At 39.2% G+C, this 20,366-nt stretch carries 19 protein-coding genes; 1 reads left to right on the forward strand and 18 read right to left on the reverse strand.

Translation table 11 applies throughout. The features are described 5' to 3' along the window. Window positions 1-188 precede the first annotated feature (188 nt). From FR7_RS13535 to FR7_RS13585, 11 genes are all read right to left on the reverse strand, one after another. Window positions 189-389: a DUF1657 domain-containing protein gene (locus FR7_RS13535; RefSeq protein ID WP_007935230.1), complete on the reverse strand. Its 201-nt coding sequence runs from the start codon at window positions 387-389 to the stop codon at window positions 189-191. Window positions 390-417: 28 nt separating this feature from the next. Beyond that, a complete protein-coding gene (gene spoVAE / locus FR7_RS13540) occupies window positions 418-771 on the reverse strand; it encodes a stage V sporulation protein AE (protein WP_007935233.1) in 354 nt (117 codons plus the stop codon). A gap of 16 nt (window positions 772-787) precedes the next feature. Next, complete coding sequence (spoVAD, locus tag FR7_RS13545; RefSeq protein ID WP_007935235.1) at window positions 788-1,789, reverse strand: stage V sporulation protein AD; 1,002 nt, start codon at window positions 1,787-1,789, stop codon at window positions 788-790. Then, on the reverse strand, window positions 1,790-2,269 hold the full coding sequence (gene spoVAC, locus FR7_RS13550) for a stage V sporulation protein AC (protein WP_007935241.1): 480 nt from the start codon (window positions 2,267-2,269) through the stop codon (window positions 1,790-1,792). Between the two features lie 12 nt (window positions 2,270-2,281). Then, window positions 2,282-3,142 carry a DUF421 domain-containing protein gene (locus tag FR7_RS13555; RefSeq protein WP_007935242.1) on the reverse strand — a complete coding sequence of 287 codons (861 nt, stop codon included), beginning with the start codon at window positions 3,140-3,142 and terminating at the stop codon, window positions 2,282-2,284. A gap of 14 nt (window positions 3,143-3,156) precedes the next feature. Beyond that, window positions 3,157-3,363, reverse strand: coding sequence for a DUF1657 domain-containing protein (locus tag FR7_RS13560; RefSeq protein ID WP_007935243.1), 207 nt, complete (start codon window positions 3,361-3,363; stop codon window positions 3,157-3,159). 220 nt (window positions 3,364-3,583) lie between these two features. Continuing rightward, window positions 3,584-6,670: an AAA family ATPase gene (locus tag FR7_RS13565; RefSeq protein WP_007935244.1), complete on the reverse strand. Its 3,087-nt coding sequence runs from the start codon at window positions 6,668-6,670 to the stop codon at window positions 3,584-3,586. Window positions 6,671-6,878: 208 nt separating this feature from the next. Next, complete coding sequence (locus FR7_RS13570; RefSeq protein WP_007935245.1) at window positions 6,879-7,721, reverse strand: site-2 protease family protein; 843 nt, start codon at window positions 7,719-7,721, stop codon at window positions 6,879-6,881. 68 nt (window positions 7,722-7,789) lie between these two features. Continuing rightward, window positions 7,790-10,048: an RNA polymerase recycling motor HelD gene (gene helD, locus FR7_RS13575; protein WP_007935247.1), complete on the reverse strand. Its 2,259-nt coding sequence runs from the start codon at window positions 10,046-10,048 to the stop codon at window positions 7,790-7,792. A 207-nt stretch (window positions 10,049-10,255) separates the two neighbouring features. After that, a complete protein-coding gene (gene rlmN, locus FR7_RS13580; RefSeq protein WP_007935248.1) occupies window positions 10,256-11,323 on the reverse strand; it encodes a dual-specificity RNA methyltransferase RlmN in 1,068 nt (355 codons plus the stop codon). 169 nt (window positions 11,324-11,492) lie between these two features. Next, window positions 11,493-12,053 (reverse strand): hypothetical protein, encoded by a 561-nt coding sequence (locus FR7_RS13585; RefSeq protein ID WP_007935250.1) that lies wholly within the window; start codon window positions 12,051-12,053, stop codon window positions 11,493-11,495. Window positions 12,054-12,278: 225 nt separating this feature from the next. Here FR7_RS13585 and FR7_RS13590 point away from each other — a divergent pair, with 225 nt between their 5' ends. After that, complete coding sequence (locus tag FR7_RS13590; protein ID WP_237715573.1) at window positions 12,279-12,869, forward strand: spore coat protein; 591 nt, start codon at window positions 12,279-12,281, stop codon at window positions 12,867-12,869. An 89-nt stretch (window positions 12,870-12,958) separates the two neighbouring features. Here FR7_RS13590 and FR7_RS13595 read toward each other — a convergent pair whose 3' ends face one another. The 7 genes from FR7_RS13595 to FR7_RS13625 form a co-directional block, all read right to left on the reverse strand. Continuing rightward, window positions 12,959-14,716, reverse strand: a complete 1,758-nt coding sequence (locus FR7_RS13595) for a sigma-54 interaction domain-containing protein (RefSeq protein ID WP_017531416.1) — start codon at window positions 14,714-14,716, stop codon at window positions 12,959-12,961. A 221-nt stretch (window positions 14,717-14,937) separates the two neighbouring features. Beyond that, window positions 14,938-15,477, reverse strand: coding sequence for a 2-oxoacid:acceptor oxidoreductase family protein (locus tag FR7_RS13600; RefSeq protein WP_007935256.1), 540 nt, complete (start codon window positions 15,475-15,477; stop codon window positions 14,938-14,940). Between the two features lies 1 nt (window position 15,478). Then, entirely contained in the window at window positions 15,479-16,225 is a 747-nt protein-coding gene (locus FR7_RS13605) for a thiamine pyrophosphate-dependent enzyme (protein ID WP_007935258.1), read from the reverse strand. Then, on the reverse strand, window positions 16,222-17,295 hold the full coding sequence (locus FR7_RS13610) for a 3-methyl-2-oxobutanoate dehydrogenase subunit VorB (protein ID WP_007935260.1): 1,074 nt from the start codon (window positions 17,293-17,295) through the stop codon (window positions 16,222-16,224). Before FR7_RS13610 ends, FR7_RS13605 begins: the two co-directional genes overlap by 4 nt. A 16-nt stretch (window positions 17,296-17,311) precedes the next feature. Next, a complete protein-coding gene (locus FR7_RS13615) occupies window positions 17,312-17,515 on the reverse strand; it encodes a 4Fe-4S binding protein (RefSeq protein ID WP_007935261.1) in 204 nt (67 codons plus the stop codon). A 174-nt stretch (window positions 17,516-17,689) separates the two neighbouring features. Continuing rightward, window positions 17,690-19,033 carry an acetyl-CoA hydrolase/transferase family protein gene (locus FR7_RS13620; protein WP_007935263.1) on the reverse strand — a complete coding sequence of 448 codons (1,344 nt, stop codon included), beginning with the start codon at window positions 19,031-19,033 and terminating at the stop codon, window positions 17,690-17,692. Window positions 19,034-19,076: 43 nt separating this feature from the next. Then, window positions 19,077-20,159: a Glu/Leu/Phe/Val family dehydrogenase gene (locus FR7_RS13625; RefSeq protein ID WP_007935266.1), complete on the reverse strand. Its 1,083-nt coding sequence runs from the start codon at window positions 20,157-20,159 to the stop codon at window positions 19,077-19,079. Between the last annotated feature and the right edge of the window lie 207 nt (window positions 20,160-20,366).

A 20,366-nucleotide genomic window follows, 5' to 3' on the forward strand; every position in this document is an offset into this window, starting at 1 on the left:
ACAAATAAAAAAAGTGGCAAATAGCCACCTTTTTTATTTGTCATTGGTTTTCTTTAGTTGAATAACTAGTTAATAATTCTACAAGGAAGTGTTAGAATGAAGTTTATAAATAGCAAATTACATAAAAATAAAAGCTGAATTGGTTTTTTCAGCTTTTATTCAAGATGAACTTTACCATTAATCACTTGCTATTTGTATTGAGGTTCTTGATTTTCAATGTATTTTTGCCTTCCCTTCAATGTTTCAATAGCATTGTCAAGGGTTGTTGCTAATTGCTCAAATGTTTGTTTTGCTTGCGGATCCTGAGTTTCCATAGAAAATGTTTTCATGCTGGATGCAGCAGATTGAATAGTTGCAATAGCCTGATTCATTTGTGTACCTACCGTCATTTTTCTCACCTCCTCTTCGAAAATATTTTTATCCTTTTGGTTTGCATAATAAAGCTGACAAAAATCCAAATATAATCGCTGCTGAAATACCTGAACTGGTGATTTTAAAAATACCTGTTAATACTCCAATAATACCAGTCTTTTCTGCTTCTTGAAGAGCGCCTTTTACCAATTGGTTGCCAAAGCTGCTTATTGGAACGGATGCTCCAGCTCCAGCGAATTTTACTAAATCATCATATAAACCAAATCCTCCTAAAACAGCTCCAGACACTACTAATGTAACCATTGTATGTGCAGGAGTTAGCTTTAGCCCGTCCATAAGGAGCTGTCCAATCACACATATAGCCCCACCAACGATAAACGCCAAAATAAATTTTTCCAAACCTGGTGCCTCCTGTTTACATTTCTATAGATACTGCATGGGCAACGCATGGTATAGTTTCCTTTTGCTGGTAAGACATGGGGGATAATAAAGCACCTGTGCCTATAACCAGAATTCGGTTCAGTTCTCCTTTTCGCATACGATTTAAAAGATGCCCGAAGGTTGTTGTCGCAACACAGGCACAACCACTGCCTCCTGCCAGAACTGGCTGGTTTTCTTTATACATCAAAATACCGCAATCGGTCAATTTTTCTACAGGGATATCAAGCCCATGCTGTTTAAGCAAATCTCCTGCAATTGGGTGACCTACCCTACCTAAATCTCCGGTGGCAATCAGGTCATATTGTAATGGGGATATATTTAAATCCCTAAAGTGGGCTTCAATGGTGTCAACTGCAGCAGGAGCCATAGCTGCCCCCATGTTAAAGGGGTCAGAAAGCCCCATGTCTATTACACGTCCAATTGTAGAAGCTGCGATGCGTGGTCCTTCACCTTGCTTCGCAACAACTGCAGCACCTGCTCCCGTCACAGTCCACTGTGCAGTAGGTGGCTTTTGCGCGCCATATTCCGTAGGGTAACGGTACTGTTTTTCACTAGCTGCATTATGACTAGATGTGCCAACAAGTGCATTCTGTGCGAAACCGCTATCAATCATAAGAGATGCTAAAGAAAGACCTTCCATTGAACTAGAGCATGCTCCATAAATCCCCAAAAAAGGAACAGCAAGGGTACGTGCAGTAAAGCTGCTGGGGATAATCTGGTTAATTAGATCACCGCTGAGAAAAAACTGGATATCCTCTTTCTTAAGTCCTGATTTTTTAATTGCAGTCTCACAAGCCTGTTCCAAAAATTTTTTTTCTGCTTGTTCATAACTGTCTTGTCCAAGCCATATATCGCCATGAAGCAGGTCAAAGTCCTTTGCCAGGTTGCCTTGTGCCTCAAAAGGTCCGCCTATAGCTGCAGATCCAATAATTACTGGCTTGGATTGAAAAACCCATGTTTGATGACCTTGCAACATTTACATTCCACCTAACGACTTAATCATTACACTTATAATAGCAACAACAAAAGCAGAAAAGACGCCAAAAACAATGACTGGTCCTGCGATTTTAAACATATTGCCCCCAACACCTAATACAAATCCTTCACTTTTATGATCAAGAGAAGCTGAAGTGATAGTATTTGCAAATCCTGTAACCGGAACCGAACTTCCCGCACCAGCCCATTGAGCAATATGATCATATACTCCAAAGCTTGTAAGTAACACTGATATCATAATTAGAACCGCAACGGTAGGGTCTCCAGCTGTCTTTTCATCAAAATCGAAATACTTTATAAAAAATAATTGTATTCCCTGACCTATTGTACAGATAATTCCTCCGCCAATAAAAGCTCGTACACAATTTGCTAGTATGGGACGCTGTGGCTCCCTTGCACGAGCAAAGTCTTGGTACTGCTGCTGCACGGGAGTTAGATTCTTTCTTTTGAAACTTGACAATACAATCCACCTCTATCTTAATAAATATGGCTTGAGTTTTCCCATAAGTTGTTCTAATTTTTCAGCATGCTCCGAATACATCTTTCGAGCTGCTTCATTTTTTGTCTCCAGTGAAAAGCTCATGAGATCAGCCTGACTTTTTTCAAAATTTGCATAGAGCATTTCCTTAACTTTAGGCTGGGGTATTTGTATAGAGTCGTCAAACAAATCCAGGTATAAATCCCCAGATGAATCTACTTGTCCGATGAAAACATTATCGATGGATACTCCTATGGTTTCCAATTGAATCTCTAGCCATTCTCTATTAAAGCCTAAAGAAAATAGGGATTCGTTTAGCATATTGCCATCTAGTATAACAGTCTGCGGTTCCGTCAGTGGTGCCAATTTCATTCCTAAATCATAGGAAGACACAGGCTTTTTATGGGACTTCATAAATACATTTATGTCTCCGGTATCCTCCATTACAGCAAATTCTACATCTGCTAAACTGAAAGCATTTTTGGAGCGAAGTTCTCGCAGCAGTTCCTCTGCTGTCAATCTTGTTTGTAGAAGATTTTCTTCCATGATATTCCCATGCTTAATTAGCACAGTTTCTTTTCCGTTGACAATGTCATGGATCCACTTGCTTTTTAGAGATAAATAATCCAATGCTATAGGAAATAAGACCCAAACACTAAGAGCAATAAATCCAAAGGTAAGATTTGCAATTAAATTTAAGGACATTATTGCAGCAATTACTGCAGCTACAATGTAACTTACAAATCTAAAAGGCGTCATTCGGACAATATTTCTTTTTCCCATTAATCTGACCAAAATCAACATTAAAAAGAATAATGAAACTGAGCTCAGTAATATCTGTATCCATGTTTGCATTTTCAATCTCCTGACTAATTTCCTTTATATTGTGGCTCTTGATATTCCAAAACTTTTATTCTTTCCTCAAGATCGCTGATAATTTGCGCTGTAGCCTCTAACGTCTCATTGTAAACTAATTTGCTTTCTTTATCCCTCGTCTGTAGCGCGTATAGTCTTAATGTTCCTTGATTACCTTTTAGAGTGGCTAATGTTTTTTTTATCTGAGAAGCAACTGTCATATCCATTACCTCCATCTTCCCTTTTAGTATCACTCTTATTCTAATTTTTATTCAGTAAGCTATGATTCGTGTATTGTTATAAGCAGAAAAAACTCTCCAGCATCCTTCTAGGGAAGAATGTAAAGTAAAGCGTCTGGAACAGGAAAAACCTGTTTCAGACGCCTTTTGGTGGTGGGTAGATTCCATAAAGCAGAAAGTTCTGTCAAATTCCAACGGTATATTACCTTTTGCTGCTATATTCAGCCATCATGTCTTCCAAAGATTTCAGTTCAACCTCCATACCCATTTTATAAAAAACTTTTCGGGCCTGCTGATAATAATCTACTGCAGGCAAGGGTAAATCCTCTTCAAATACTTCTGCTACTTTTGCGTCATTTCTCATCAGCAGCTTTATCTCTGCTTGGGTACGAAAGATTAGTCCATTTTGATATTGATCATTATATTTTTTCAAGAAGTCCTTCGCCTGCTCAAAATACATTCTTGCTTCATAAGGACGATGCTGCCTGACAGCAATCAATGCCAGTACACAATTGAGCGTACAATAACCACGCAAACACCAATAGCCTTTTTGATCGCCAAACCCTTCTGCCACCGACAAAGCCTTCGTAAGATATGCAATAGACTTTGCATAATTATTGAGTTGAAAAGCTGTATAACCAGCATTAATATAAAACAAAGCTACTCCTTCGCTAATATTTTTATGTCCAGCTATTCTAGCAGCTTGTTCATAGTGATGTAAAGCTGCTTGATAATCGAAACTCTCTCGTCTTAAATCACCAATATAATTTTGGGCTGCTGCAATAGTAAAAGCATAAAAACGATTGCGCGTTGCCAACTTCTTAAAGAGTGCCAATGATTGCCTGTAATAATTCTCCGCTTCTTGATATTGCCCTTTGAGCGCGCAGGCAATTCCTAAAAATCGTAAAGCTGTCGCTTTTTTATCCGGAAGTTCATCATGCTCCGTCAAATGCAATAACTTGAGGGCAAATTCCTGGATCAAATATGCCCTCCGAGTTTGAATACCGCAATAAATAATTTGCTGATACCCTTTGATTTGATACTCTCTAAGTTTTTGCATTGAAGCTAAGCGCAGCATCTGGTGAATTAGTTTCAACCCCAGCAAATGTTCCCCCCGCCAGATATGATAGCGGCCAGACATTTCCCAGTAAGCAACTTTATAAGCATTCAATCGTTCATCTGCTATTTTGGAATGGACTAATACATCCAGCAATTCCTTTATTTTCTCCAGATATGTAGTGATCTGACTCCGACTTTCCCGAAAATCAACATATCCCGTTGGGTAGTAACGATTCAGTTCCGGAAACATTTCATACTGGGGACAAAAATATTTTTCAGATAATTTAATAGTATAATCCAACATTTTCAACTTTTCATCGGCATTTGTGTAATGGTATAAAATATGTTCATATACATCTTTGCTTTGCATGCCATCTTGCAGCTGCTGTTCTAAATAGGATGCCGCTTGCTTATGAAACATCCGTTGCCTGATTGTTGACATTTGATTATATACGTAATTACGAATCTGCAAATTATAAAACGTATAGGCCGATCCGCCTCTATCTGAATCCAGATCTTCCATCAGCAGTTGTTTTTGTTGTAATTCCTCTAGCACTTCCACCAATTCAAATTCATTGATTTTAGAAATAGCCTGCAGCACCTCATAATTCACATTATTAAAGAAAACGGATGCAATCTCTAGAATTTTTCTGGCATTATCAGAAACATTGCCAGTACGTTCTTTTAATACGCTGTTCAATCGGATTGAGCCGTGGCTAATATCTCTGCCAGCTGCAATTAAATTCAGACATTCAATCAAAAACAGCGCATTGCCGCCTGTATAGTCGTATAGCCTGGACTGCATCTCCTTACTAATACCAGGCAGCCGTAAAACAGACAGTTTCATTACGTCTTGCGCACTGAACCGACCAATTTCTAAGTGTTCCAACATATTGCTGCGTTCAAATTCTTCCATGGTTTTGTCAATCTGCTGTAAATACTCCGCATGACAGGTCGCTATACAGATTATATGTTTACCATGAATGCGCAATACCTGCCATAGCAGCAGCCATCCTTGCTTATCCATCCAATGAATGTCTTCAATCAATAGTATGGTTTTCTTCAAATTAGCAGCTTTACCCAAAACCTCACACATAATTTCTTCTACCATGGTTGCACTGAATTTATACGCATCCACTGTTATTTCTTTCTGTAACAGCGTTTCACTTATTTTCGTCGTTGGAAAAACATAAGCAATTACCTGTTGCCAAAGGACTGGCAAATGAACATCCGCTTGCATTAAGCAGCTCATTGCCTGTAAAAAAATATTGTTCCATGCCTTATACACATATTCATATTCAGCCTGATAGCATTGAGTACGAAAAATATTATTATGTTTTATTGGAATGCTTGCAAAAAGTTGTTCAATAATTGCTGATTTACCAACACCTTGATCTCCCTGGAGCAATATCATCTGCTTGCTATGACCCTTTTGATAAAAGTCATCCAGCCATAGACGCAATTGCAGTAATTCTTTTTCCCTTCCGAAAAATCTCTGATTACTAACTACCTCTTCTTCAATAGTTCTGCTGCTTTTCCGGTCCTTGATCCGCCTATAGAGTTCCTGAGTCTTAGCACTGGGCAGCAAGGACAAATCCTGTGCCATCTTTCTCTCAAGATCTTGATAAATTTCCACTGCTTTATAAGAGTCTTCTTTTTCATAGATTTTCATCAATACCCGATAGGCACTTTCGTTATATGCATCCATCCCAATCAATTGCTTTAAATATTTCTTGGCTGATGTATACTCTTTTTGATTTATTAGTCTTATGATATATTTAGTCAAATAGTTTATACTATTCATCCTAAACTGCTCGCGTTTTTCGGTAACCCATTGATCAAAACTGGCTGCATCTTTACAATAAAAACCACCTAAAAATTCACCAGAATTTTTTTCTAAAAATTTTACAATATCAGTTGCCGTCAATAGCTCCAAATCTGTCGCTGACACTACATTTTGGTTTAATACAATCTTTGCCCGGGATGAAGTAATCAGTAAATCCACGGAAAACATTTTTCTCAACAGATACACTGTATTGCGTAAATTTCGTTTCGCGGCATGATCTCCCATATCTCCCCAGAGCAGTGCTGCCAAACCCTCTCGTGTAGCTTCGCCAGTAACTAAAAGATAGTACAACAAGGCTTCCATTTTTGCAAAAGGGAATATCATTTTTTGATCATTCCAATACACTGCCGGTTTTTCAAATAGTACTGCACGTAATTTAGCCACCCACTCATCCCCTTTTGAAAAAACTTGCTATACTCAACTATATTATACTGAATTTTCTTGTTATTGCCTACATGTTCCTGCAAGGTAAGCAGCTATGATACAACATAAAAGAAGTGGAAAATCAAAAAATGATTCTTCCACTTTCTTTTTCGTTACCAAATAAGTAACAATAACGTAATTACAGTTATAACTTCACTGCAAGAGCGAATTATAGATTCAGTACTTCATGTATACTGTAAGTATAATAGGCAGACAGAACAAACAAAGAAAAATACGATAACCCCATTTTAAAACGGAAGCTGCTATCTGTATCATAATAGGGATTCTCTCGATCTTTCCATACTTCCCATGCTTTTTTTATGGCCAATATAGAGATCAAAATACCAATTGGATTAAAGAAATATAGGGAGAAAAATACCATTACCGGGATACCAACTATCCAAAGTTTTAGGGATATAGCAGTAACAATCCGTCCACCATCTAGGGGATGAGCCGGAATGAGATTAAAAGCTGTTAATAAAAAACCAAAATATGCTAATGCAAGCAACAATGCGGAATTAAAGATTTCTCCAAACAAGAGACAGACGAATGCACCAAGCGCTCCGAAGATTGGACCAGCAATACCAACAATCGCCTCTGTCTTAGCATCCTTCGGTGCTTGTTTCATTTGGATGATGGCACCGATAAAGGGGATAAACATCGGCAGGCTCGTGTCAATTCCCAATCGCCTAGAAGCAGTCAGATGCCCCATTTCATGAATAAACAACAACAAAACAATGCCTATGGCATATTTCCATCCATATAGAAAGGTATACGTAATGATCATCAGCATCATTGACAAACCAGTAGTAAGAAACTTCCCAAATTTAAGAAATATAAAAGCTCCTTTAATGAGCGCCCATATCTTTCCTGCTTTAAAAAGCAGCAATAATCCACCAAAGCTCGTAAACCAACCCCATTTACTTTTCTTTTTTTCAGGAAGTTCGTTTTCCTCTGAAGGCTCGCTGCTTGCTAAAAAGATTTCATTTTCTTTGTTTTTATTCTCTTCCATAATTTAAAAGCCTCCTTTTATACGAATCTTTCTATATCTATGAACGCTGCATGCCAAGCAATACATTGTCATTTACAAACTGGTGTGATTTCATAAAGCTTCTCATCCATCTCCCTTAAGAAAAGCGAGGGTTTTCCACAATAAAAAAGACTTAAACGATGCAATGTACGTGTACACATTGTATATAAAATATGACGCTCTTCTTCACTACTAAAGTTAATTGTATCAGCATTAACGACCAATACTGCATCAAATTCCAATCCTTTTGCTAAATACGATGGAATTACAACAATTCCTTGATGGAATGAGTCCTCCTCATCAATTACAAGATTCAAATCAATATATTCTTTCAGCTCCCAAAAAACCTTTTTCGCTTGATAGGTATTCTTACAAATAATGCCGATTGAATGCCATCCTTCTTTAAGGATATTCTTAATGGTTTGAATGAGAACAGGGGTGTACTCGTGAAGATTTTCAATTTTGGTCACTGCGGGTAAAGATCCTGAACGATTGATTGCTTCTACTTTTGTTTTATCAGAAAGTATCGCCTGACAAAAAGCCTGAATTTCCTTTGTCGATCGGTAACTGCGCGTTAGTCGGAAGGCAATTGATTTTTCATTTCCGATAATTTCACTCATATCGGTAAAGCTCGCTGTATTTAAAAATGGATGCACGGCTTGCGCAGGATCTCCTACTACTGTCCATGTAGAGTTCGGAAAGAGTGTCACAAGGATTTGATATTGCATTCTGGTATAATCCTGGGCTTCATCAATGATCAAATGTTTAATATCGCGGTTTATGGGAAAACCTTGCAGCACACCTTGAAAATATATAAATCCTGGAGTATCTTCATATGGCAGTACACCATTATTTAAGTAAGAAAGAGTTTGTCTTTGAATTGACTGCCATGCTTTAGGAAAATCAGTTTTATTTGACGACCTGGCAAGCAGCCAGCCCCCTTTAAATAGTCTTCGATATTCTGCCAGCGGACTCAATTTAGTCAATCTGTCAATTTTCTCGTAAAAGGAAGCGAACTCTTCCCGGGCCGCAATTCTTGCCAGAGCTTTAATGGTATTCTCGTCAACCTCTTCAGCGCGGTTTACAATTTCGGCTTCCTTTTCCTTACGAACAGCATGAAACAGCGGGCGCATTCTGCCTTCGATCACCGCTCTTATCTTTTCTAATCGGATCTTTACTGGCATCTCGGAAAGATTGCCAAGAAAATAATGCTTCCACTCCTCTTTTTTAAAGATCACTTGACCGCGAAATTCGATATCTGGATACTCATCCACTAAGTTTGTTTGTACCCATTCTAGATATTCCCGCAGGATATTCTCAAAATTGCGAGATGATTTAAAACGTATATTTTCTGCGCGCAGGGTCTGTTGGTGGTCACTCCCATTTGACAATACCGTTTCCAGATGAAACGTACGGGTTTCAAGTTTTATGGGAAGCTGGTTTATTGCCTCGAAGACACAATCATGAAATGTTTTTTGCAGCACATTTTCTTCTCCCATTTCCGGTAAAACATTGGAAATATAGTCGCTAAATAAATGATTCGGTGAAAGAATCAGAACATTTTTCTCATTAATACTCTTTCTGTCACGATAAAGCAAAAATGCGATACGGTGCAAGGCTACAGAAGTTTTGCCACTGCCTGCTGGCCCCTCTACAAAAAGTGCTCTATGGTTTGCATCACGAATAATTTGGTTTTGCTCACGTTGAATGCTGTTAACAATAGTATGCATTTTATCATCAACACTTTTACCTAATATTTCTTGCAATACTTCATCATCGATTTTTAAATCTGCATTAAACATATACTGCATACAACCGTTTGCTATTTTATATTGACGTTTTAGTATGATCTTTCCATTGATATTTCCTTCTGAACAATGATAAGCGGCTTGGCCTAAGCCATAATCATAAAACATGCTCGAAATAGGTGCCCGCCAATCATAAATGAGAAATTCTCCAGTTTCTTCATCCATTAATGTAGAAAGACCAATATATACTTTTTCTTCCTGAAGTTCCATCCCAGTATCCTCTTCGATAAAGTCAATGCGTCCGAAGTAAGGTGAGTTTAGCATTTTTTTTAATTTAAGAGGAGTGCTGTGGGTTAAGGATGAAAGTGCCCGCTGACGATTTGCGGTTTCTACTAATTGTGCTTCATCACTGCCACATTTTTCCCAATAATTTAACAGGGTTTCTTTAAGTTCAGATTGTTTTACTACACAATTGTCTTCGCTTATTACTAGTTGTTTTTTTATTTCCTCAAGAGTTTCCTCTAGTTTTATCGCTTCTTTTTGTCTTTCTTGATCGTCCATGTCGACCTCCATCTATAGAAAAGATTCATATGAACTAAGGTACCAGCAATCTGCTGCCTGCAAAGATCATATCTAGGATTGTATCATACTCTATTTACTCTGGCTATGTGATCAAATTTAAGGATTCTAAAATACAAACCTCCTACAAAAAATTCCTTTCGAATTGGTGCAGGAGGCTCCCTTAATGAATGTGTTTGTTAACCACAATTATTTTTGCCGGGCTTCTTTGATTTGTTTACTTCTTAACTGCCCACAAGCAGCATCAATGTCGGTCCCATGCTCTAGACGCTTGCTGCAATGAATGCCATTCTTTTTCAGTATATCGTAAAAGGTTCGCATGGCTTCCAGCTCGCTTCTTTGATATTGACTATGCTCGTCTACTGGATTATAAGGGATCAAATTTACATTGACATTTTTCTTTCTATCACCAATCAACTCAGCAAGTTCAAGAGCATGCTGACTACTATCATTCATATCCTTTAGGAGAATGTATTCTAACGTAATCCTTCTATTGGTTTTTGACAGATAGTAATCAACAGCCTGCATTATTTGCTCTATCGAAAAAACACGGTTTATTTTCATGATCCGCGATCGAAGTTCATTATTTGGCGCATGTAAAGAAATTGCTAAATTAACCTGCAAATTGGTATCGGCAAATTCAACAATTCGATCTGCAAGTCCGCTGGTCGATACGGTGATCCGCCTTGCAGCAATGGCTAGACCGTTATGCTCTTTGATAATTAATAAAAAATCGATTAGATTTACAAAATTATCAAGTGGTTCGCCAATTCCCATTACTACAACATGACTGACTCTTTCTTCTTGATTCTCCTGATCTAAATACTGTTCGACTTTCATAATTTGCTCCACAATTTCGCCACTGGTCAAATCGCGTTTTTTCTTTAATAAGCCACTTGCACAAAAACTACACCCAATATTACAGCCAACTTGTGTTGTAACACAAACCGACAAACCAAATTTATTTCTCATTAGAACGGTTTCAATTAAATTGCCATCAAACAACTGAAATAAAAACTTGACCGTTCCATCTGCTGCTTCTTGCCTACAGTGTTCTTTTAATGTTGCAATGACGAAATGATCTGCTAATAATTGAACACACTCTTTATTGACATCAGTCATTTCGGAGAAATGCATTACCTTTTTCCGATAAACCCACTGCCATACTTGCACTGCACGAGATTTCTTCTGTCCACGTTCTATAAGCCACGCTTCTAGTTGATTTAATGTCAATCCATAAAAGGATGCTTTGTCCATTCGTTGTCCTCTTTTCAAACTAATAAAAATCGCTTTTATATCATTAGGTATTTGGAGCCTACCAATCTGTTTCTTATTATCCCAAATTTTTATTATTAAAACAAGAGGAGTCAAAATACGCGCTATTGCCGATAGCGCGTATAAAGTCCCTAAATCTTAAAATATACAATCACTTGTGACCATCCCCTCTATGCCACCAAAAACCACCGCCAATGATTATCACCTTTTCACCATCAGCGTATTTTAAATGCTCGCCATCTTGTCGAAGAGTAAACTCATACCTGGCGGGATGCCATCCATCTTTGCCAATAAAAATTTGTTCTGAATCAATGGATTCTCCATCTAACGATAAACTAAATTTCACATAGCTCCCATAAGAAAGCTGAAAATCAAGTCCCTCTTCGTCTTTGGCAGTCGTAAAATTATATATAATTTTATTCTGACTTTTATTAACTTCAAAATAGTCTTCATTTCCCCCCTGATATTTCCCTAAAACATTCTCAAATCTCCCATCCGTACGAATCGTTCCACTGAAAGTATGAGGGATTCCAGTAGACGTGATTCTCAGGTGTAACCCTTCTTTATCCTGCCATAAAAAATATCCCATGCTTTTACCTGGCTCAAAAGCAATCGGTCTTTCCTCAAGATTAGGAGAGTAAGACGCAAATACATAGCTGTTCAAACAAAATGCAGCTAGAAAAGCAAGAACTATGATCCTCGATCTTTTCATTTCATCCTCCTGATATTAAAATTCTACGCATCATTCGTTTAAAAATATCTCCTACAGCCCAATATTCTCCATATTTTATTGTTCCCCTTCTAAAGGGATAGCTAACTGATACTCTCAATTATAAATTTCTTACCTTTTCTTAAAAATTAGAGAATATTTCAAACTGGAATAGGGAAAAATGTCACAGGATGTAAATTTAAGGAGGTATTTTTTATGAACTATGGAATGAAACGTTCACTACAAGCACAAAAAATGGGTGAATTGGGACGAGGACACATGATGGTAGAAGCTCATCAAATGGTGCATGTTGGCGAAGCTATAACAACACTGGTCAACTGCATGAATACATTTCGTATGTACCGTCCTCAAGTTAGAGAACCCCAAATGACGTCTATGATGGATAGACAGTTGGAGCATATGATGAGCATGTGTAACAATATCCTCAAATATATGCAAACCAAAGAAATTAACCAAATCATGCCCGATCGCATTATGAACTGGCAATCCAGTATTAATCAAATGCATCAACCAGTCAATATGAATACCAGCCGATTAGATGAGCGTGATATGGTATGTTGTATGGCAAGTTCGCTTAAAGCATGCGTTATGTCTTTGAGCGTTGCAACCATGTCTTGCTCTGATGATACCATGCGGAAGATGGTCATGAATTGTTGTACCTCATGTATGAATATGGTTTATGACATGTTAATGCATATGCATCAAAGAGCGATGCACCACGTATCAACTATGCAAGCCAATACGATGCATTCCGCCATGCATGTTTATCAACCTCTGTCAGAAATGCAATATCAATAAAAATGGTAAGAAACTGCTTTTAATGCAGCTTCAATAAAGATCAAGGACTGCATCACGCAACCCTTGATCTTTATATTTTTTGTTACGTTCTATATAACTTCACTTTTAATTTTAAGCCTTTCCATTTTATAGTATAAACTACGTATCGCAATTCCTAATTGGAGTGCAGTCTGCGTTCTATTTCCCTCGTTCTTTTTTAAACAATCTTCAATAATTTTACGTTCTACTGCCTCCAGCATTTGGGTTAAACTACTGTGAGGAAAATGCGTATCCACAATATGAGCAGCCTTTATTTCTCGAAAGAATGGTGGAAGATGTCTATTTAAGATTGTCGTCTCTGAAAATTGCATGTTTATCAACGCTCGGCCAAGAACATTTTCCAGTTCTCTTACGTTGCCCGGCCACAGGTATTCACGAAATACGGCAATCGCTTCCGGGGAAACTGCCATTACATTCCTTCCGTATTCTTGATTGAGTTTTTCTAATATATGCACAATTAATTGTGGTAAATCTGCCATTCTGTGACGTAATGGCGGAATGACAATAGGGAAGACATTTAGTCTATAGTACAAATCTTCGCGAAAGGAACCTTTTTTTACTGCAATGTCCAAATTTTGATTTGTAGCAGCAATTACCCGCACATCAATACTCCTGGATTTTACCCCACCGACTTTCGTGAATTCACGCTCTTGTAAAACTCTTAAGAGCTTTGCCTGAACCATCAAAGGGATCTCACCAATCTCATCCAGAAAAATAGTCCCGCCGTTTGCTTCTTCAAATAATCCCTTCTTCCCGCCTCGTAAAGCACCGCTGAAGGCTCCTGCTTCGTAGCCAAAAAGCTCACTCTCAAATAAAGTCTCCGGCAGCGCTGCACAATTAACCCGAACAAAGGGCTTATTATTTCGGTGGCTGGCATAATGTATGCTATGAGCAAATACCTCTTTCCCAGTTCCACTTTCTCCGGATAATAGTATTGTCGCTGGTGTTGTCGCAGCGTGGCGCGATTGCTCTACGGCAAGGGACATAGCCGCATCCGTTGCTACCATAGTTTCAAAAGTATAACGTGGCTGAGATCGGTTCACCAGCATTCGTGTACGGGCCAGCTCCTTACTAAGCCGCTTTATTTCGGAAACATCATGAACGACCCCCACACTGCCACATAATTTACCTTTAATAATAATCGGCGAGACACTTGCTAAAACCTCTCGATTTCCTGGTCCCACCTTTAAAGGAATTCCACGTACCGCATCTAAAGTCTTCACCACCTGCAAGTGCATACTCTCTCCCTCTCGGATATCAACAGTAGACAACTTGCCAACTACTTCCTCCTTGGGCATCCCAATGACTTGAGTATAAGCCTGATTCACCATAATAATCTTTCCCTCTTGATCAGCCACTGAAATGGCATCCTGAGTAACATCTATAATTGTTTCTAAAAATTTCTGCATTTCATTTCTGGAGGTAAGTTCTTCCGTTAACTGCTCCACTTCGGTAAATTCTCGAAACACTGCAGCCACACCCACAATTTGATCCTTTTCATCCCGCAGTGGAACACGATTCGTAACGATGTAGGTTTCACCGATCATTTGCTTTTGATTCAGTTCAGCAACTCCTGTCTCCAATACAAAATCGAGACGGCTGCCGGTAATAACGTCTCTTGCAAGCTGTCCGTATGCATCTTGTACAGGTATGCCCAGTATCCTCTCTGCTGCTATGTTAATAAGAATAATAACACCCATTTTATTGACGACAATCATTCCATCACTCGTTGAATTAAAAAGATCTCTCATTTGACGGCTACCAAAGTCCCATGCAGTTTGAAAGGCAATTTTATCTATACATTTCATATTTTCTCCCCCGCACAAATAATATAGTACCAGAAATGAGATACATAACACTAACCCTACTATAGCGCATATTTCCATATTAACTTATAAATTCCTGTTTCATTTGTAAATTAATCTAAACAAGTACGCAATTTTATGCATTGTTATATGCAAAAAATTGCGTACTTGTTTAGTCATAAGGTCACATCTTCTTTATATCTGGGAACTATACTTTCCCTTTATTAACCAATTACATGTTTGGCCCCTGCTAATATTGCCAGCTCGTTTGGTGCAACAATGCCAGGCTTCTTTGCAAAAATTTTCTTGAATGCTTCCATAATTCGTGAAGTCCCCACTATATAACCAAGAGCTGCATTGAGTGCTCCTAAAGCAACCATATTCGCCATTCTTGCATCTCCCAAGGAATTAGCAATTTCATTCGCAGGAACACTGTAGGTTCTAATATCATCCCGTTTGCTTTGTCGATCAATTAAAGAACTATTTAACACCAGAATTCCACCAGAAGACAAAGAAGACTCAAACTTTTCGAATGAAGGTAAATTCATCGCCACTACTGCTGTAGCTTCCGTGACAATTGGGCTACCGATTGGTTCTTGGGAAATAATAACCGAACAGTTTGCTGTCCCCCCCCGCATTTCCGGACCATAAGAAGGAATCCAGGAGACATGCGCCCCCTCCAACATTCCAGCGTAGGTCAACAATTGCCCCATAACCATAACACCTTGCCCGCCAAACCCTGCTAGAATCATCTCGTGAGTCATGTTACTCTCCTCCTGCATCTTTAAATACACCCAAAGGATATTGAGGTATCATATTTGTTTCCAGCCATTTGACCGCTTCGACAGGTGTCATGCCCCAATTGGTGGGACAGGTAGATAAGACTTCTACCAAACAGAAGCCTTCTCCATTGTTTTGCAGCTGAAATGCTTTTTTGATGGCAGCTTTTGCTTTTGCCATATTCGATGGATTATTAACGGCAACCCGGGCAATGAACCGAGCGCCTTTTATCGTGGACAGCATCTCGGAAATACATAAAGGAGTTCCAACCTGATTCACATTGCGCCCGTAAGGTGAAGTCGTCGTTACTTGATCTACTAATGTGGTAGGAGCCATTTGCCCGCCAGTCATCCCATAAATGGCATTGTTTATAAAAATAGTCGTGATCCTTTCTCCCCTGGCAGCAGCATGCACCACTTCAGCACATCCAATCGAAGCAAGATCCCCATCACCTTGGTAGGTAAATACCGTGGAATCTGGACATACTCTTTTTACGCCTGTTGCAACCGCAGGCGCACGCCCGTGAGATGCTTGAACTATGTCAAAATTAAAATAATCATAAGCCAAAACTGAACAGCCTACAGGGGCAACGCCAATTGTTTGCTTACGGACTCCCAATTCATCAATAACTTCAGCAATGATTCGATGAACAATCCCATGCTGGCATCCAGGACAATAATGAAAAGGAGCATCAGTTAACGATTCTGGTCTTGCATAAAGCTTAGAGTTCATTTCACTGCCTCCTTCTTTTCTCTCACAATGAGGTTAACCTGATTATATATTTCTCTGGAGCTCGGCATCATACCACCCATGCGACCATAAAAATGGACTGGTTTCATTTGTCTTGTGGCAAGACGCACATCTTCTATCATTTGTCCGGCACTAAGCTCTGCCACTAAGAAAGCCCTTGTCTGTTTAGCCAATGTTAATAATCGTTCACTAGGAAATGGCCATAGACTTATCGGTCGAAAGAGTCCCACTTTAAGTCCATCTCGTTTAGCCATTTCAACAGCGGATCTAGCGATTCTGGAGGTAATGCCATAAGCCACTACGATTAATTCCGCATCCTCTACGCTAAATTCTTCCCAGCGGCATTCTTGTTTTATTATCTTTTGATACTTATTCTGAAGATGGATATTATGTGCTTCTAGTTGTTCTGGCTTAAGATATAAAGAGTTAATAACGTTGGGCTTCGTTCGTTCTCCCAGCCCATTAGCTGCCCAAGGTTTCTCCTGTGAAACCAAAGGTTTTTCTTCAAGGTTCACTGGTTCCATCATCTGTCCAAGAGCACCATCACCAAGCAGCATTACCGGATTGCGATATTTATCCGCTAATTCAAAGGAAAGCATTGTTAAGTCTGCCATTTCCTGCACAGAGTTGGGAGCCAGAACAATATTTCGATAATCACCGTGCCCGCCACCTTTCGTAGCCTGAAAGTAATCTGCCTGAGCCGGTTGAATACTGCCAAGTCCAGGGCCCCCCCGCATAATATTAACAATCACACAAGGAAGTTCTGCTCCGGCGCAGTATGAAATACCTTCTGCTTTCAAGCTTATACCTGGGCTAGATGACGAGGTCATGACACGCGCTCCTGCGCCAGCAGCACCATATACCATATTAATAGCCGCAATTTCACTTTCTGCTTGCAAGAATACTCCTTCAATCTGCGGCATTCTCTTTGCCATATATTCCATTAACTCGGTTTGTGGCGTAATCGGATATCCAAAATAGTATCTGCAGCCAGCAATAATGGCGGCTTCGCCGATAGCCTCATTCCCTTTCATTAGTCTTGTTTCAGACACATTCACCACTCCCCATCTATTTATGAATTTCAATTACCACATCCGGACAAGCCTTAGCACACATGATGCAGCCGATACACGCGGATTCATCGGAACAAGTTGCTGGGTGATAGCCCTTGCTGTTTAGAGAATCACTAATCACAATGATATTCTTTCTACAGGCTACAACACAAAGTCCACAGCCTTTGCATCTTTCTTGATTAAATACCGGTTTTGGCATGATTCATTCCTCCTGTTTCCCATACCGATTTTCCTCTCTGCCTTATAATATACTCTCGTAAAACAAGAACATATTGCCGTAGACAGGCAAAGAAGGAGCATAACGAAAGCGTAGATGGAGTTAGTTATGTCATCCTTTCCCCTCCTAAATGGGACGATCCGCGCGTATAATACATTAACTAATTTTGTTGGATCTACGCCAGATCCCTAGCTTCTCGGCACCTTTAATTAACTCTTCACGAAAATTAGGATGAGCAATTTCAATAATCCTTTCTGCCCTCTCCCAAGTTGATCGTCCAGCCAAATTAGCCATTCCCCACTCTGTTACAAAATAATGAGCTTGTGTACGCGGGTCTGTTACTACTGCATTTGTGGGCAGATCTACAACTATCCTCGATTTCATTAATCCAGTCTTTTTGTCAATGAAGGTAGAATTAAAACAAATAAAGCTTTTTCCCTCTTTGGACAAATAACCTCCGTTCAAAAAATCAAGCTGTCCGCCCGTACCGCTGATCTGACGAGAACCCGATGTTTCAGCTGTCACTTGTCCTAAAATGTCAACTTCAACACAACTATTAATGGTAACAAGATTATCAATATTCGCCATTACATTTGGATCATTCGTATAGTCAATTGGATAGGAGGCTAATCCGCTGTTTCTATCAACCCAATCATATAATTCTTGACTTCCGGCGCAAAAAGCCCAAGCACCTTTCCCTTTATCAACGTTTTTATATCGATTGGTAATTTTACCTGCTTTTGCCATTATCAGATAGGCATCCACTAACATTTCTGTGTGTATAGCCAAATCTTTTAGATCAGACTCAGCAATCATTTTACCCACCGCATTGGGTAACCCCCCCACACCCAATTGAATTGTAGATGCATTATTTATTTCTTTTATAATCAACTTAGCAATTTTCCTATCCGTATCTGTAGCTTCCGCAGATTGAATGACTGGTAAATCTGGATTACTACTTTCTACTATGTAGTCAATATCACTAATGTGAATACAATTTTCTTGCCCTCCCAAAGCAATCGGTAATTTTTCATTCACCTCTAGTATAATAATTTTAGCTTTCTCACAGATAGCCCTGGATGCAGAGTTCGTGAGAGAAAAATTGAAGTATCCATGTTTATCCATTGGGGCCACTGAAAACATTGCTACATCTACTTCTAAACTCTTACGATAAAATAATGGTTTATTGCGATAAATCATTGGTATATAGTTGCACAGACCTCGATCACTCAAATTTCTCTCATAGGGGCTAAAGTGCCAGCTATTATAAAAGAAATGTTCTCTTTCATGATCGGCATTAACAATTTCTAAAGGCCTTAATGAAAAGCCTCCTCTTACCTTCACATTGACTAGTTCATTTTTTCGGGCTGCCAGCGCCTTGTCTAAAGCCACGGGTTGGGCTAATGTAAAATTATAATCAACCCAATCACCAGACTGAATGACTTTAACTGCTCTTTCTGCCGTAGTTAATTTAGTACGATACTCTTGTATGAAATTCATTTGCTTCCTCCATAAAATTTATTCCAGCCTGGTTTTTTAAGAATCATCTTCTTGCGTGTGATAAAAAAGTACTGCGCACCTTTCCTAATGTATCGATCCGCCGCTCAGCTAAAATATCAGCGGCCTTATAAGTCGGTATATTATCCCGTTTTGAAATAGCAATAATTTCTTCAATATTCCGATAAATGATTTCAACAGCTCTTAAGGCTCGTTCTTTATTGTAGTCACCATTCAATTCATCTGCTATATTAATTACCCCTCCAGCATTGATAATATAATCAGGAGCATACAAGATCCCTTTACTGTGGAGTAGATCTCCATGCCGATTTTCTCCAAGTTGATTATTAGCGGCACCTGCAATAATACGACACTTAAACTGCGGTATAGTATGGTCGTTAATGATTGCTCCAAGAGCTGTTGGAGTAAAAATATCACATTCTACACCATAGATAGCATCGGGATTTACCGCTGTCGCTCCCAATTCTTTTACCACACGTTCCACATTCTGCTCATTAATATCAGCTACAATAAGATTCGCACCTTCTTGATGCAGATGTTTAGCCAGATAATAACCCACATGACCAAGTCCTTGAAGTGCCACAGTCTTCCCTTTCAGCTGTTCACTTCCCCAAACCTCTTTAGCACAGGCCTGTATGCCTTTTAATACTCCAAAAGCAGTGATTGGAGAAGGGTCGCCGCTGGATCCAGCTATCGCTCCTACGCCATTAACATGCTTGGTTTCCTGGCTCACAATGTCCATATCCTCTACACAGATCCCTACATCCTCCGCAGTGATGTAACGTCCATTGAGACTTTCAACAAATCGGCCGAAAGCTCTAAACAATGCCTCACTTTTATCTTTTCTTGGGTCGCCAATAATGACTGTTTTTCCTCCACCAAAATTAAGACCTGCTGCTGCATTTTTAAAAGTCATGCCACGCGCTAGTCGCAATGCATCGATAACAGCTTCTTCTTCACTGGTATAGGGCCACATTCGCGTCCCGCCCAATGCTGGCCCCAGCGTCGTATCATGAATCGCAATAATGGCCTTCAAACCGGATGCCTTATCCTGGCAAAAGACAAGCTGCTCATAGTCATAATGCTCCATAGAATTTATAATTTCCATACTGGTTCCTCCTTAGAATAATAATTTAAATTTTCTAACTTTTCCAAGTGAATTGCAAGAAACATGCCAATCAGATTTAATTCATCCTTATAGCAAAATCACTATACATCAAAGCACAGGCCTGACCAATGGCTCTGCAATATTTAGCATGCCTGCAAAATATTGCAGGCATGCTCTTGCAGATCCATAGCCAATACATCGCCTGTA

The organism is Pelosinus fermentans DSM 17108 (assembly GCF_000271485.2).
Lineage (GTDB): Bacteria > Bacillota > Negativicutes > DSM-13327 > DSM-13327 > Pelosinus > Pelosinus fermentans.